This window comes from Pseudomonas sp. DWP2-2 (genome assembly GCF_049897065.1).
Lineage (GTDB): Bacteria > Pseudomonadota > Gammaproteobacteria > Pseudomonadales > Pseudomonadaceae > Aquipseudomonas > Aquipseudomonas paracarnis.
Map to the genome: position 1 here is coordinate 294619 of NZ_JAFCVN010000001.1, position 14457 is coordinate 309075.

General features: G+C 60.1%; 17 protein-coding genes. 10 read left to right on the forward strand and 7 right to left on the reverse strand.

The annotated features are described in order from the left end of the window. The first annotated feature begins 2 nt into the window (after positions 1-2). From nuoK to ACP7CZ_RS01225, 6 genes are all read left to right on the forward strand, one after another. The gene (gene nuoK, locus ACP7CZ_RS01200; protein WP_003174727.1) at positions 3-311 is read left to right on the forward strand and encodes an NADH-quinone oxidoreductase subunit NuoK; all 309 of its coding nucleotides are present in this window, start codon (positions 3-5) and stop codon (positions 309-311) included. Then, on the forward strand, positions 308-2161 hold the full coding sequence (gene nuoL / locus ACP7CZ_RS01205; protein WP_014718912.1) for an NADH-quinone oxidoreductase subunit L: 1854 nt from the start codon (positions 308-310) through the stop codon (positions 2159-2161). Before nuoK ends, nuoL begins: the two co-directional genes overlap by 4 nt. A gap of 55 nt (positions 2162-2216) precedes the next feature. Beyond that, complete coding sequence (gene nuoM / locus ACP7CZ_RS01210; RefSeq protein ID WP_014718913.1) at positions 2217-3749, forward strand: NADH-quinone oxidoreductase subunit M; 1533 nt, start codon at positions 2217-2219, stop codon at positions 3747-3749. A 7-nt stretch (positions 3750-3756) separates the two neighbouring features. Beyond that, a complete protein-coding gene (nuoN, locus tag ACP7CZ_RS01215; RefSeq protein ID WP_003174731.1) occupies positions 3757-5220 on the forward strand; it encodes an NADH-quinone oxidoreductase subunit NuoN in 1464 nt (487 codons plus the stop codon). Between the two features lie 238 nt (positions 5221-5458). Then, positions 5459-5809: a toxin gene (locus ACP7CZ_RS01220; protein ID WP_294196204.1), complete on the forward strand. Its 351-nt coding sequence runs from the start codon at positions 5459-5461 to the stop codon at positions 5807-5809. Continuing rightward, complete coding sequence (locus ACP7CZ_RS01225) at positions 5799-6113, forward strand: helix-turn-helix domain-containing protein (protein WP_089042244.1); 315 nt, start codon at positions 5799-5801, stop codon at positions 6111-6113. Before ACP7CZ_RS01220 ends, ACP7CZ_RS01225 begins: the two co-directional genes overlap by 11 nt. Positions 6114-6175: 62 nt before the next feature. On the opposite strand, the gene ACP7CZ_RS01230 is transcribed toward ACP7CZ_RS01225, so the two are convergent. After that, complete coding sequence (locus ACP7CZ_RS01230) at positions 6176-6928, reverse strand: outer membrane beta-barrel protein (protein WP_072446044.1); 753 nt, start codon at positions 6926-6928, stop codon at positions 6176-6178. Positions 6929-7053: 125 nt separating this feature from the next. Continuing rightward, entirely contained in the window at positions 7054-7887 is an 834-nt protein-coding gene (locus tag ACP7CZ_RS01235; RefSeq protein WP_054898719.1) for an arylamine N-acetyltransferase family protein, read from the reverse strand. A 120-nt stretch (positions 7888-8007) separates the two neighbouring features. Here ACP7CZ_RS01235 and ACP7CZ_RS01240 point away from each other — a divergent pair, with 120 nt between their 5' ends. After that, positions 8008-8244: a DUF6555 family protein gene (locus ACP7CZ_RS01240; RefSeq protein ID WP_003192128.1), complete on the forward strand. Its 237-nt coding sequence runs from the start codon at positions 8008-8010 to the stop codon at positions 8242-8244. 30 nt (positions 8245-8274) lie between these two features. Here the strand turns inward: ACP7CZ_RS01240 and ACP7CZ_RS01245 are convergent, their stop codons facing one another. Both ACP7CZ_RS01245 and ACP7CZ_RS01250 read right to left on the reverse strand, forming a co-directional pair. After that, positions 8275-8475 carry a DUF6021 family protein gene (locus ACP7CZ_RS01245; RefSeq protein WP_032902837.1) on the reverse strand — a complete coding sequence of 67 codons (201 nt, stop codon included), beginning with the start codon at positions 8473-8475 and terminating at the stop codon, positions 8275-8277. A 12-nt stretch (positions 8476-8487) separates the two neighbouring features. Continuing rightward, positions 8488-8667 carry a hypothetical protein gene (locus tag ACP7CZ_RS01250; protein WP_032902836.1) on the reverse strand — a complete coding sequence of 60 codons (180 nt, stop codon included), beginning with the start codon at positions 8665-8667 and terminating at the stop codon, positions 8488-8490. A 114-nt stretch (positions 8668-8781) separates the two neighbouring features. On the opposite strand from ACP7CZ_RS01250, the gene ACP7CZ_RS01255 reads away from it, so the two are divergent. Beyond that, positions 8782-9303, forward strand: a complete 522-nt coding sequence (locus tag ACP7CZ_RS01255) for a DUF3087 family protein (RefSeq protein ID WP_426173746.1) — start codon at positions 8782-8784, stop codon at positions 9301-9303. A gap of 31 nt (positions 9304-9334) precedes the next feature. Here the strand turns inward: ACP7CZ_RS01255 and ACP7CZ_RS01260 are convergent, their stop codons facing one another. Beyond that, positions 9335-10195 carry a Dyp-type peroxidase gene (locus ACP7CZ_RS01260; protein WP_054898718.1) on the reverse strand — a complete coding sequence of 287 codons (861 nt, stop codon included), beginning with the start codon at positions 10193-10195 and terminating at the stop codon, positions 9335-9337. A gap of 138 nt (positions 10196-10333) precedes the next feature. On the opposite strand from ACP7CZ_RS01260, the gene ACP7CZ_RS01265 reads away from it, so the two are divergent. Both ACP7CZ_RS01265 and ACP7CZ_RS01270 read left to right on the forward strand, forming a co-directional pair. After that, positions 10334-11950: an NADP-dependent glyceraldehyde-3-phosphate dehydrogenase gene (locus tag ACP7CZ_RS01265; protein ID WP_034127893.1), complete on the forward strand. Its 1617-nt coding sequence runs from the start codon at positions 10334-10336 to the stop codon at positions 11948-11950. A 163-nt stretch (positions 11951-12113) separates the two neighbouring features. Further along, on the forward strand, positions 12114-13175 hold the full coding sequence (locus ACP7CZ_RS01270; RefSeq protein WP_034127894.1) for an FUSC family protein: 1062 nt from the start codon (positions 12114-12116) through the stop codon (positions 13173-13175). Between the two features lie 105 nt (positions 13176-13280). Here ACP7CZ_RS01270 and ACP7CZ_RS01275 read toward each other — a convergent pair whose 3' ends face one another. Continuing rightward, positions 13281-13448 (reverse strand): hypothetical protein, encoded by a 168-nt coding sequence (locus tag ACP7CZ_RS01275; RefSeq protein ID WP_157717986.1) that lies wholly within the window; start codon positions 13446-13448, stop codon positions 13281-13283. Positions 13449-13456: 8 nt separating this feature from the next. Further along, entirely contained in the window at positions 13457-14188 is a 732-nt protein-coding gene (locus ACP7CZ_RS01280; protein WP_034127895.1) for a TetR/AcrR family transcriptional regulator, read from the reverse strand. Positions 14189-14457 lie beyond the last annotated feature (269 nt).

The following is a 14457-nucleotide window of genomic DNA, read 5'->3' on the forward strand; positions in this document are numbered from 1 at the left end:
CGATGCCTGCTATCCCTTTGGAGCATGGTCTGGCGGTCGCCGGCATCCTGTTCTGCCTTGGCCTGGTCGGCCTGATGGTTCGCCGTAACATTCTGTTCGTGTTGATGAGCCTGGAAATCATGATGAACGCTGCGGCACTGGCGTTCATCGTGGCAGGCGCACGTTGGGGCCAGCCGGATGGGCAAGTGATGTTCATCCTGGTGATCAGCCTGGCAGCCGCCGAAGCCAGTATTGGCCTGGCGATCCTGCTGCAGCTGTATCGTCGCTTCCACACGCTTGATATCGACGCTGCCAGTGAGATGCGCGGATGAACATGATCTTTCTGACTTTCGTATTCCCCCTGATCGGTTTCCTGCTGCTGTCGTTCTCTCGCGGGCGCTGGTCGGAGAACCTCTCGGCCCTGATCGGCGTGGGCTCCATCGGCCTGTCGGCCATCGTGGCCGCCTACGTCATCTGGCAATTCAACGTGGCGCCGCCCGAAGGTGGTCACTACACCCTGGTGCTGTGGCAGTGGATGGCGGTCGAGGGCTTCAAGCCCAACTTCGCCCTCTACATCGACGGCCTGTCGATCACCATGCTCGGCGTGGTGGTGGGTGTGGGCTTCCTGATCCACCTGTTCGCGTCCTGGTACATGCGCGGTGAAGCGGGCTACTCGCGCTTCTTCTCGTACACCAACCTGTTTATCGCCAGCATGCTGTTCCTGGTGCTGGGCGATAACCTGTTGTTCCTGTACTTCGGCTGGGAAGGCGTGGGCCTGTGCTCGTACCTGTTGATCGGTTTCTACTACAGCAATCGCAACAACGGTAACGCAGCACTCAAGGCGTTTATCGTCACCCGCATCGGCGACGTGTTCATGGCCATCGGCCTGTTCATCCTGTTCCAACAGGTGGGCACGCTGAACATCCAGGAACTGCTGGTGCTGGCACCGCAGAAATTCCAGGTCGGCGACTTCTGGATCACCCTGGCTACCCTGATGCTGCTGGGTGGCGCCGTGGGTAAATCTGCGCAACTGCCGCTGCAAACCTGGCTGGCGGATGCAATGGCCGGTCCTACCCCGGTATCGGCACTGATCCACGCCGCCACCATGGTAACCGCCGGTGTCTACCTGATCGCCCGTACCCACGGCCTGTTCACCCTGGCGCCGGACATCCTGCACCTGGTGGGTATCGTCGGCGGCGTGACCCTGGTACTGGCCGGCTTCGCCGCGCTGGTGCAGACCGACATCAAGCGTATCCTCGCCTACTCGACCATGAGCCAGATCGGCTACATGTTCCTGGCCCTGGGCGTCGGCGCCTGGGACGCGGCGATCTTCCACCTGATGACCCACGCGTTCTTCAAGGCCCTGCTGTTCCTCGCCTCCGGTGCGGTGATCGTGGCCTGCCACCACGAGCAGAACATCTTCAAGATGGGCGGCCTGTGGAAGAAACTGCCACTGGCCTACGCCAGCTTCATCGTCGGTGGTGCCGCCCTGGCCGCCCTGCCGCTGGTAACCGCAGGCTTCTACTCCAAGGACGAAATCCTCTGGGAAGCTTTCGCCAGCGGTAACCAGAATCTGCTGTACGCAGGCCTGGTAGGTGCGTTCATGACCTCGCTGTACACCTTCCGCCTGATCTTCATCACCTTCCATGGTGAAGCCAAGACCGAAGCGCACGCAGGCCACGGCATCTCCCATTGGTTGCCACTGTCGGTGCTGATCATCCTGTCGACCTTCGTCGGTGCGATGATCACCCCGCCACTGCACGGTGTATTGCCACAAAGCGTCGGCCATGCCGGCGGCGAAGCCCAGCACAGCCTGGAAATCGCCTCGGGCGCCATCGCCATCGCCGGTATCCTGCTGGCGGCTCTGCTGTTCCTCGGCAAGCGTCGCTTCGTGACTGCCGTGGCCAACAGTGGCATTGGTCGCTTCCTGTCGGCCTGGTGGTTCGCTGCCTGGGGCTTCGATTGGATCTACGACAAACTGTTCGTCAAACCTTACCTTGCGATCAGCCACGTGCTGCGCAAAGACCCGCTCGACCAGACCATCGGTTTGATCCCGCGTGCCGCCAAGGCCGGTCACACCGCCCTGAGCCGCAGCGAGACCGGCCAATTGCGTTGGTATGCAGCGTCCATGGCGGCGGGTGCCGTTCTGGTGATCGGCGCCATCGTCGTGGTAGCGGTCTGACTATGTTTAAGTGCACTGCGTACTTTGCGAACTTGCGAAAGGAAACGAGCCCGTCATGATTCTGCCCTGGCTAATCCTGATCCCCTTTATCGGCGGCCTGCTCTGCTGGATGGGTGAACGCTTCGGCGCCACCCTCCCCCGCTGGATTGCGTTGCTGACCATGTCCCTGGAACTCGCGCTCGGCCTCTGGCTGTGGGCCCACGGTGACTATTCATTCGCTCCGGCACCGGGTGTCGATCCCACCTTCGCGCTTGAATTCAAGCACGTGTGGATCCAGCGCTTCGGCATCAATGTGCACCTGGCCCTCGACGGCCTGTCGCTGTTGATGATCCTGCTGACCGGCCTGCTGGGTATCCTCTCGGTACTCTGCTCCTGGAAAGAGATCCAGCGTCACGTGGGCTTCTTCCACCTGAACCTGATGTGGATCCTGGGCGGCGTTGTCGGCGTGTTCCTCGCCCTCGACCTGTTCATGTTCTTCTTCTTCTGGGAAATGATGCTGGTGCCGATGTACTTCCTCATCGCGCTCTGGGGTCACAGCTCTTCGGACGGCAAGAAAACCCGGATCTACGCAGCGACCAAGTTCTTCATCTTCACCCAGGCTTCCGGCCTGATCATGTTGGTGGCGATCCTGGGTCTGGTCCTGGTCAACTTCAACAACACCGGCGTGATTACCTTCAACTACGCCGACCTGTTGAAAACCAAGATGTCGCTGACCACCGAGTACGTGCTGATGCTGGGCTTCTTCATCGCCTTCGCGGTGAAGCTGCCGGTGGTGCCGTTCCACTCCTGGTTGCCTGACGCTCACGCCCAGGCGCCGACTGCCGGTTCCGTGGACCTGGCCGGTATCCTGTTGAAGACCGCTGCCTACGGCCTGCTGCGTTTCGCCCTGCCGCTGTTCCCGAATGCTTCGGCCGAATTCGCGCCGATTGCCATGACCCTGGGTCTGATCGGGATCTTCTACGGTGCGTTCCTGGCTTTCGCGCAAACCGACATCAAGCGTCTGATTGCCTTCTCGTCCGTTTCCCACATGGGTTTCGTACTGATCGGCATCTACTCCGGCAGCCAGCTGGCGTTGCAAGGCGCAGTGATCCAGATGTTGGCCCACGGTGTTTCTGCCGCTGCGCTGTTTATCCTGAGTGGCCAGCTGTACGAGCGCCTGCACACCCGTGACATGCGTGAAATGGGTGGCGTGTGGTCGCGCATCGCTTACCTGCCGGCGATCAGCCTGTTCTTTGCCGCCGCGTCGCTGGGCTTGCCGGGTACCGGTAACTTCATCGGCGAGTTCCTGATCCTGATGGGTGCCTTTGTGCAGACGCCGTGGATCAGCGCCATCGCCACCTCCGGCCTGGTGTTCGGTTCGGTCTACTCGCTGATCATGATCCACCGCGCCTATTTCGGCCCAGCCAAGTCCGACACCGTCCTGCAAGGGATGGATGCGCGCGAACTGATCATGGTGCTCGGCCTTGCGGTGTTGCTGATCTTCATCGGCGTGTACCCGCAACCGTTCCTGGACACTTCTGCCGCAACGATGCATGGCGTGCAGCAGTGGTTCGGCACCGCCTTCTCTCAACTCGCTTCGGCCCGGTAAGAGCGCTATGGAATTCACGATCCAACACTTTATCGCGCTTGCGCCGCTGCTGATTACCAGCCTCACCATCGTGGTGGTGATGCTGGCAATCGCCTGGCGCCGCAATCACTCGCAAACGTTCCTGCTGTCCTGCGCCGGGTTGAACCTAGCCCTGCTGTCGATCATCCCGGCCCTCAAGGTCGCGCCACTGGCAGTCACGCCATTGATGATGGTCGATGACTTCGCGCTGCTGTACATCGCCCTGATCCTGGTGGCGACCCTGGCCTGCGTCACCCTCGCCCACGCCTACCTCGGCGAAGGCGGCACCGGCTACCCGGGCAACCGCGAAGAGCTGTACCTGCTGATCCTGCTGGCTGCGGCCGGCGGTATCGTGCTGGTCAGCGCGCAGCACCTGGCGGGCCTGTTCATCGGCCTGGAACTGCTGTCGATCCCGACCTACGGCCTGGTGGCCTACGCCTTCTTCAACAAGCGCTCCCTGGAAGCCGGCATCAAGTACATGGTGCTGTCGGCCGCCGGTTCCGCGTTCCTGTTGTTCGGTATGGCCCTGCTCTACGCCGAAGCCGGCAGCCTGAGCTTCACCGGTATCGGCCACGCGCTGGCCGCCACCAACAGCCCGGCGCCGATTGCCCAGTTGGGCCTGGCGATGATGCTGATCGGCCTGGCATTCAAGCTGTCGCTGGTGCCGTTCCATCTGTGGACCCCCGACGTGTACGAAGGCGCCCCGGCGCCGGTGGCCGCGTTCCTGGCGACCGCGTCGAAAGTGGCCGTGTTTGCAGTGATGGTGCGTCTGTTCCAGATCTCCCCTGCCGCCAACACCGGCGTGCTGAGCAACGTGCTGACGGTGATCGCCATTGCGTCGATCCTGTTCGGTAACCTGCTGGCGCTGACCCAGAACAACCTCAAGCGTCTACTGGGTTATTCGTCCATCGCCCACTTCGGCTACCTGCTGATCGCCCTGGTGGCGAGCAAAGGCCTGGCCGTGGAAGCCATTGGCGTGTACCTGGTCACCTACGTGATCACCAGCCTGGGTGCGTTCGGCGTCATCACCTTGATGTCGTCGCCGTATAAAGGCCGTGACGCCGACGCCCTGTACGAATACCGCGGCCTGTTCTGGCGCCGTCCGTACCTGACCGCCGTGCTCACCGTGATGATGCTGTCGTTGGCCGGCATTCCGCTGACGGCGGGCTTTATCGGCAAGTTCTACATTGTCGCGACCGGTGTCGAAGCCCACGAATGGTGGCTGGTTGCCTCGCTGGTACTGGGCAGTGCCATCGGCGTGTTCTACTACCTGCGCGTGATGGTCACCCTGTACCTGATCGAGCCAAACCTGCGCCGTGTGGATGCCGAGCTGCATTGGGAACAGAAGGCAGGCGGCGTCATGCTGCTGGCCATCGCCCTGCTCGCATTCTTCCTGGGCGTGTACCCACAACCGTTGCTCACCCTGGTGCAGCACGCGGTGCTGGGCGTTTGATCGCTTAGGTTGATGCACTAAACAGAACGGCGCCTTTGGGCGCCGTTTTGCGTTTCTGTAGCTTTGCTTTTTCCCTTCCCTACTCGCTGAAATTTCCTCTTCAATCTGCCTCCTCATCCGGCATCTACCCCGTTGGATGCGGCCTTAAGGTGTTTGTGTTTTAAGAAAGTTCCCACAGCTTGGGCGCTTGACCCATAGCGAGTGGGCTACCAAACTATACGCAGGCTACGTACAGAACATGGATGCTCTATTTATCGAACTGCCGGCATTCGAACGGCATCGCAGGGACTATCTGAGCGATGAGCTTTTTCACGGTTTTCAGCAGGAGTTGATGAAAAACCCAGAAGCGGGAGACGTGATCGAGGGAACGGGCGGGTTGAGAAAGGTTCGCTTCGTCGATGAGCGACGAAACAAAGGCAAGCGCGGTGGCCTGCGGGTCATTTACTACTGGTGGTCAGGCGGTACGCAATTCTGGTTATTCACTTTGTACGGCAAACACGAACAGAACGACCCGACGCCACAACATAAAAAAGCCCTTAAACACATGCTAGACAGGGAAATCAAAGCGAGAACACACCATGAAACGTGAAATCTTTTCCGAACTGGTCGAAGGCTTCGACGCCCTGGCTGGTGAACGCCAGGGAAAAATCACCCTGCGCACCCACAAAGCGCACCTCAACAAGCTGGCGCCACTCAGCGCTGACGAGGTAATCGCCGTACGCCAGCAACTCAACCTGTCCCGCTCGGTATTCGCCATGTACCTGCGCACCAACACCCGCACCCTGGAGAACTGGGAGCAAGGCCGGGCCAAGCCGAATGCGCAGGCTGTCACGTTGATACGACTAGTGGCGCGCTTTCCGGAAACCGTGGCGCAACTTGCCGCATTGGGCTGACCGGCAATAGCCGCAAAAAAAACGCCCCGAGCATTCGGGGCGTTTTTGCAGCGCAAACAGCGTCAGAACGCGATACCCACCTTGAAACCGTACTCATCACGCTTGAGCTTGGTGTTGTCGGCCACATAGGAATCGTTATCGAGCTTGTACTCGGTGCGGGTGTAGTACAGGCCCGCCATCACTGGCAGGTCGCCCTTCTGGTTCATCAGCAGGCTGACTTCGGCGTAAGGGTTGGTGCGGTCCTTGAGGTCCACGCTATCGCTGCCAACGCCGTCCACCTTGAGCTTGGCGCGACCGTCGATGGTGCGACGGGCGCCGGCTTCAACGCGCAGGGTCATGTCATCGAACTGGTGGTTGTAGCCCAGGGCTGCCTTGGCAAACGGCGACTTATTGGTGAGCTTCATGTCGTAGCCATTGGTGTCCGGCTCGTAGCGGGTCCAGGTGTAGCCACCGCCCACGATCACATCGACGAAGTTGCGCGCGTCCAGCGCGGCGCGCCAGCCGAGGTCGAGGTCGGCCTGGCCTTCCTTGAGTTTGTTATCGCTTTTTTCGCCGTACTTGGCTTCGATACCGGCCTGGTAGATAAAGCCCGACTCGGCGGTGAGCTTGTTGCCGAAGTTGTAGAACAGGCCGGCTTCGGGCATGTGGTCCTTGTCGCTTTCGCTACCGCCTTCAAGTTTGAAGTCGTTGTAGCTGCCCATGATCCCGAACGTGGAAATCGGGTCGGTGGAAGGTGCTGCGAACACCACGCCAGGCGCAGCCACCAGGGCCAGCAACGAGGTGTTCTTGATGAATTTTCCGAATAGTTTGGACATCGTTTTACATCTCCATTTTAAGGTGGGCAAAGTATTCAGGAATCGGTTCGAACCTTGGCGTTTGCAAAAAGTTCGAACTGATTTGCACCAAAACGGAGAAAAAACGGTTCAGCGAAGGCTCTATCTCAATACTCTTCGAGATCGGCCCTGATCAGGTGCTCAACCGCTTCGCGAAGTTGCGGCTGAGCCGGCAAACAAATGCCGAAGGTGTCGCGCAATAACGTCAGCAACTCATCAGCACTCTCCAGCTTGCGCTTCTCGCTGGGCCGATCCAGGTAATGAACCGCATAGCGGGCGTTTGCCAACGTATGGCGCCTGCCAGGCGCAAGCAACGCGGCTTTCAACTGCCCTACAAACGGGGAGCCTGGGTGCGTGGAGACATACCAGTTGCCGATTTCATAGTCGATGTCGGCCTGGGTTTGCAGATCGAACACGTACAGGCCACGCCACTCCTCGCCCACCTGCGCCCACAGCGTGTAGCTGCCGTGTTTGAGCGTCAGGCGATAAGGCTCATGAGCGGTGGGCTGGGGTGCGTCGTTGTCCAGTTGCAACGGGCTGCTGGGCACCATGCCGCCAAAACCGACATCGGTGATATAGCGCACGCCGTCGAGGGTCACCAGGCTCAAGCGATGGGTTCGCCCAGTGTGGGCGTCTGGTGGGCCGCCGATCACCACACGCCCGGTGATGCCACGGGCCTCGAAGCCCAGTTCCTGCAAGAGTGCCAGGAACAGCTGGTTCAACTCGTAGCAATAGCCGCCGCGCCCCTCGTGCAGCACCTTGCGCTCAACGCTGGGCAGGTCGATGGGTACCGGTGCATGCATCAAGGTCGACAGGCTTTCAAAGGCAAAGCTGCACACATGGCGCAGTTGCAAGTCTCGCAGGGTTTGCAGGGTGGGCGGCGGTGGCGATGCATAGCCCAGGCGTTGCAGGTACAGGCGGCTATCGGTGAGTGTGTGCATGGCGCGATCCTTGGGCGCAGGGCAAGAGCGTCACTATGCCGCGCCTCTGCCTGCGTTGTCATTTTGAATGAACCTTTTGGAGCGCCGGCCTATCCATCTATAACAAGATTGGGAGGCAGCATGAGTACCGCAAAAATCTACACCGTCCACTATCAGCTACACGGTAAACCCAAGTCTTTCGTGGTGCGCGCCGAAGTGATGAACAACGCCGAGGCCTGGCATTGGGCGGCCGTCGATGCCGACATTGCCCATGTCAGCCGCATCGGCCGCGTAGGTCACGAACAGGTGAAAAAAACCACCCGGCCCTGGGCGGAAAAATACGGTATCAGCGACGTCAGCTGGTCGCCGCCCAGGTAAACAAAGCCCCGCACAACGGCGGGGCTCGGTTCATTGCTTCAAGTCGCCCAACGGATCGTAGGGCGGCTTTTTTTTCGCTGTCTCGTCGTCCTTTTTGTCCAACGGCGCAATAGCCGGGCCGATGGGATCGACCTGTGGGTCGGCTACATCCGGCGAGTCCGGGTCGAAGCCCAGTTCATCCTTGCCACTGGCGTGTTCGTTGGAAGAGGGACCATCGGTAGGTTTGTTCATCATATTCTCCTGCTAAAGCGGGCGGGCTCTGTCGTGGAGGTTTTCCAGGTCTTCTTCTACGCGCTCGACATCGTTGTCCGGACCGCGCTCTTTGGGATCGTTGGGGCGCAACGCATCGTTATCACGCTCCTCCTCGCCCGGCGTACGGTTCGGATCCGGTGTACCTGGCGGTGGCTGCTTGTGTTCAGACATGATGACTGACCTCATGAGGGGTTCATCATTTTAGAGAAACCGCCCCGCGCCATCGTTCAACTTCATTGCGCCAGGCGTGAGAAGATGACCGCCCTTTTTGGAGAACTGCCCCGGATGTTCGAACTCAAACCCTGCGACCCCACTGCCTATCGCCAACAGACCCGCCGTAGCACGTTGATCGTCGCGGTGCTGTTCCTGGCCTTGGCCATGCTGCTGTCGAGCCTGGCGGTGATGCTGTTCGGTGAGCCTGGCGGTGACAATTTTCGCTTCAATGTCGGCGGCGTCTTCGCCGGCGTGTTGATCACGGTCGCGCTGGTGCGTGGCCCGTTCTGGAGCCAGGCCTGGTTGGCGCCAGCGGTGTATGGCTGGCAGCTCAAGCGCAGCCTGATGAGCGTGACCAACGTGACGCACAAGGTCACCGAGCGGGTGCAAGCCAACGACCCGGCAGCCATCAAACTGTTGCGCTTCTATCACTTGGGGCTGACGCAGATGCACGAGCTGGACGCCAACTCCAGCGCCCAGGCGCAACTGGTCGGCGAAATCGAAGCACACAAGGCGAGGATGCACGCAGCGGGGATCGACACCGAACAAACCCGGCTCGATCCCGCGTGGCTGGAAGCGCTCAAAAGCGCTTGAAGCGTACCTCAGGAAGCAGGCATTAAGGCGGTTAAAAAACCAGACTCAGGTCCAGGCGCCCTTCCCTCACCGGCGGGCACCAGTAATAGCCTCCGGTCAGCGGCTTGCTGATGCGATACAGGCCATCGACAATCCCATCTTCCAACCCACTCATGCGTCGTAACTGCGCTTCAAACGCATCGAATGAATGACCAAACGCGAGGAACATCAACCCCGCCTGACCATTCTCGGCCCAGGGCATCGAACGACGTACCACGAAGGCTTCCGGGGTAAAGCTTTCCTGGGCAGTGCGCTTGGTATGGGCCGATTCCGGGGCGTCGTCGAGTTCTTCGTTGTCGCCATGGCGGCGGCCAATGATGTGGTCACGCTCCTGGGCAGGCAATGCGGCGAAACCGTCGAGGTCGTGCTGCCATTGCTGGATCGCGGCGAAGCTGGCGCCGGTGTCGGTCAGCGCGGCTTGCACGGCGGCATCGTCGTGGGGGTTTTCGGTGCCGTCTTCGTAGTCGGTCAGGTCAAAGCCGGTCTTGTAGCGGAAACCTTCAGTCGATTGCACCAGGCGAAACGCCGGAGCCAGCGCTTTTTCCACGGCACGGCTGCGCAGCAACAACTCACCGCGATCCACCCCATGCAACCATACCCACAGCGCCTGCTGAGTCGACGGGTTGTGCGCGCCAGGGCCGCTAACGGCCGGGAATGAGCGCAGCCCTGGGATCGGGGCACCCAGCGCTTTTACCAGCGGCTCACCGAACCCCACCACGGCCGCCGCATCCGTCAACTGCACCAGCGCGTCCAGCGCAGCGGGCACGGCTTGCAACGAATCCAGGGCAAAAAACAGATGGCGGGCCTGCAAAGGCACCGGTGCGGCAAGAATGCCCGGCTGGTACTGACTCATGTGAACTCCTTCTGAAAAGCCGCGCAGTTTACCCGGCGTACACCACCCTGCGAACAAGAATGCGCGCAAGCCTTGCGTTAGAGCCGCTTGTTGGGTGACTCTCTAGTCATGTTTTGCAACTATTCCAGGGGTAGCGACATGACCACCAGCAACCTGCTCGCCCAGCTGTTTCCCACCTCCACCGCGCAGATTCCCGAGCAATTTCGCCTGGCGGCGCCCATTGAACAACGTGAATACCTGGTCGATGGCCAGTTGCAGGTGTGGAACGGCCCGCTCGCCCGCGTGCAAAGCCCCGTGCAACTGGGTGATGAGCGTGTACACATCGGCAGCACGCCGTTGCTGGATGCCGACACCGCCCTCACCGCCCTGGATGCTGCCGTGCGCGCCTACGACCGTGGCCAGGGTGCATGGCCGACGATGCGCGTGGTCGAGCGTATCCAGCACGTCGAAGCGTTTTTGCGGCGCATGCGCGAACAGCGCGATGCGGTGGTCAAGCTGCTAATGTGGGAGATCGGCAAGAATCTCAAGGACTCGCAGAAAGAATTCGACCGTACCTGCGACTACATCACCGACACCATCAATGCCCTCAAGGAACTCGACCGCCGCAGCAGTCGTTTTGAACTGGAGCAGGACACCCTCGGCCAGATCCGCCGCGTGCCCCTGGGCGTGGCGTTGTGCATGGGGCCTTACAACTACCCGTTGAACGAGACCTTCACCACGCTGATCCCGGCCTTGATCATGGGCAATACCGTGGTGTTCAAGCCGGCCAAGCTGGGTGTGCTGTTGATCCGCCCTTTGCTGGAAGCCTTCCGCGACAGCTTCCCGGCCGGGGTGATCAACGTGATCTACGGCAGCGGCCGCGAGACCGTGAGCGCGCTGATGGCCAGCGGCAAGATCGATATCTTTGCATTTATCGGCACCAACAAGGCCGCCAGTGATTTGAAAAAACTGCACCCCAAGCCACACCGTTTGCGTGCTGCGCTGGGCCTGGATGCCAAAAACCCGGGGATCGTGCTGCCCGAAGTGGACCTGGACAATGCGGTGAACGAAGCGGTCACCGGCTCGCTGTCGTTCAACGGCCAGCGTTGCACCGCGTTGAAGATCCTGTTCGTGCATGAAGACGTGGTCGAGCGCTTTATCGAGAAATTCAACGCCAAGCTGGCGACGCTCAAGCCCGGCATGCCGTGGGAGGATGGCGTGGCGCTGACGCCACTGCCGGAAGTGGGCAAGGTCGATTACCTCAGCGAACTGGTGGCCGATGCGGCGCGCCATGGCGCCAAGGTCATGAACCCCGAGGGCGGCAGCAGCCGTGGTTCGTTCTTCTACCCGGCGGTGCTGTACCCGGTAAACCCGCAGATGCGCGTCTACCACGAAGAGCAATTCGGCCCGGTGGTGCCGATCGTGCCCTATCGTGACCTGGAGACCGTGATCGACTACGTGCTGGACTCGGATTTCGGCCAGCAGTTGAGCCTCTTCGGCACCGACCCCGTGGCAGTCGGACGCCTGGTGGACACCTTCGCCAACCAGGTGGGCCGTATCAATATCAATGCCCAATGCCAGCGCGGTCCGGACACATTCCCCTTCAACGGGCGCAAGAACTCGGCCGAGGGCACGTTGTCGGTGCATGACGCCTTGCGCGTGTTCTCGATCCGCACCTTGGTGGCGACCAAGTTCCAGGAGAGTAACAAGGCGTTGGTCAGCGATATTTTGCGCAACCGCGATTCGAGTTTCCTGACCACCGACTACATCTTCTGAAGCCAACCCCGTTCCAATGTGCAGACAGGTCAGTGTGGGAGCTGGCTTGCCTGCGATGCCAGCTCCTCGGTCTTTCAGTCAGGTCGCGGTGATGCTATCGCAGGCAAGCCAGCTCCCACATTTGATCAAGCACATTCATACATTTGAGGCCATTTTAAGACTGATGAACCTGCCCTTCTTTGCCCGGCGCCTGCTGCGCCCCTTGCTCGACCCCTACCGCCGCTTTCGCCATGCCAAGCTGATCCACGCCGCGCGCGTATCGGTGGGTTTGCTGGCAACCATCCTGCTGACCACCGGCCTCAACCTGCCCCACGGTGAATGGGCGTCGGTGACCATGCTGATCGTCATCGGCGGGTTGCAGCACCACGGCAATATCGGCAAGAAAGCCGTCGAACGCGCCTACGGCACCTTGATCGGCGCCAGCGTCGGCTTGCTGCTGGTGGTACAACAGGCTTACTTCGGCCTGCCGTTGCTCACCTATCTGTTGATGTCCGTGGTGTGCGGATTCTTTTCCTATCACGCCATCGGCAAGGGCGGTTATATCGCGCTGCTGTCGGCGATCACGGTGTTTATCGTCGCCGGCCATGGCGACAACCCGATCTCCGATGGCCTGTGGCGCACCGTCGATATCCTCATCGGCATTGTGCTGGCCCTGGCGTTTTCCTTTGCCTTGCCGTTGTACGCCGTGTATTCGTGGCGCTACAACCTGGCCAGCGCCCTGCGTGACTGCGCGCAGATTTATAGCCGGATCATCAATGGCCAGTCCGTGACTGACGATGAACACCTCAAGCTGCTCAACCGTTTGAACGGGGCGATGGTGCAACTGCGTTCGTTGATGCCGTCGGTGTCCAAGGAAGTGCGGATTTCCATGACTGAACTGGACGCGATCCAGCGTCACCTGCGCCTGTGCATCAGCACCCTGGAGATTCTGGGCAATACCCGGCCAGACCCGCGTGATGAGCAGGCCACGGCTCGGATGCAAGTCATGTTGAAAGCCGAGCATCGGCAAATTCGGGTGCAGTTGGTGGGGATGGCACGCGCGTTGAAATCGGGGGTGACGGAGCGATTGGAGCGTACCGGTCACGCCCATGCCAGCGAGCCTGCGCTTGATGCACCGGTTTACAGCGCGCTGGATGGGTATCGCCTGTTGACCCTGCAACTGGCGGCGAACGTCGATCAGATGCGTCAACGGCTTGGCAAAAGTGCCGCACGCTGGAAGATTTAGCGACAGCTGGAGAGCAGCTTTACGTACATCGACACATTCACACTTTCTCTTACATATTTTTCACGTTTTATTCACAAGCCGAGACGTAGTGTGAAGCCTCATCCGTTACAAACGTTGCATATCAAGCCCGCCGCCCCAGCGGGCTTTTTTTTGCCTGTTTTTTGGCTCCGAAAAAGGGCCAACCTCTGTAGCAGCGAGCTTGCTCGCGAACAACGCAATGACGCCGCGGTTAGCCAGAATGCTCGCGTTATCGTTGATGTTTTTCGCGAGCAAGCTCGCTCCTACAGGGCGTGGTGTTCGCGTAGGGCGCGCTGGGTTTCCAGCACCTTGGCCAGTGCCGTTTCGGCTTCCTGGCTTTGCTGCGGCACCCGAATCGCCGCCGACACCAGCGTGATCAGCTTGGCCATCACCTCGGCATCCGTGGCCGGGCGGCCCAGGCTCATGGAGTTCATCAGCAGGCGCAGTTCGGTGCCTGCCATGACGCCCGAAATGGCCTTGAGGGCAAATTGCAGGCGCACCCCCAGTTCATTACGTGGCAAATCCGGCAGGGCCAGGGCGAAGGCCTCGAAGAAGCGCTGGAACACCGGCTGGTAATGGACCTTGAGGTATTCCTGGATAAACGGCGAGGTGTCGCTGTAGACCCGGCCCAGGAAGCGAATGAACGAACGCCCTTCCCCGCTGGCCGGGTCGCTGCGCTCCAGGCCCATGGCCGGGGCAAACAGCACGCCCAGGAGTGTGTCGCAATCGAGCGGGCCATCGGATTCGGCTTCACAGCGCGCCAGCAGTTCCAGGCGTTGCTCGTTGAGGGGCTCCAGGCGCTGCATCAGCAAGGTTTTCATCAGGGAGTCCTTGTCCCCGAAGTGGTAGTTCACCGCCGCCAGGTTGACCTGGGCACGCTCGGTTATCTGCCGTAGCAACACGGCGTCATAGCCGTACTTGATGAAAAGAGCCTCTGTCGCATCCAGCAGTCGAGTCTTGGTAACGTTTGGAGCGCTGAGTTTCTTCGCGACCATATGGGTTCCACGGCGGAAATATTGTTTTAAAAAATAATTTGATTTTTTATACCGGGGCGGCCCGTCGAAAGCAAGTAGTGACACTCCGCCATATCTTGCAAAGCCCTTATATCCGGGCTTTTGAGGCAAATCGTAGGGTTTTTACCCACCTCTGACACCCGCTGAGAAAATCGTTTCAACCGGTAAAACCGCTCTACCTCGACGGCTGGCGAAGCGTCAGGAAGGCAGTTACTATTCAAACAATATTTTAAAAACAAGAAATAAAACCA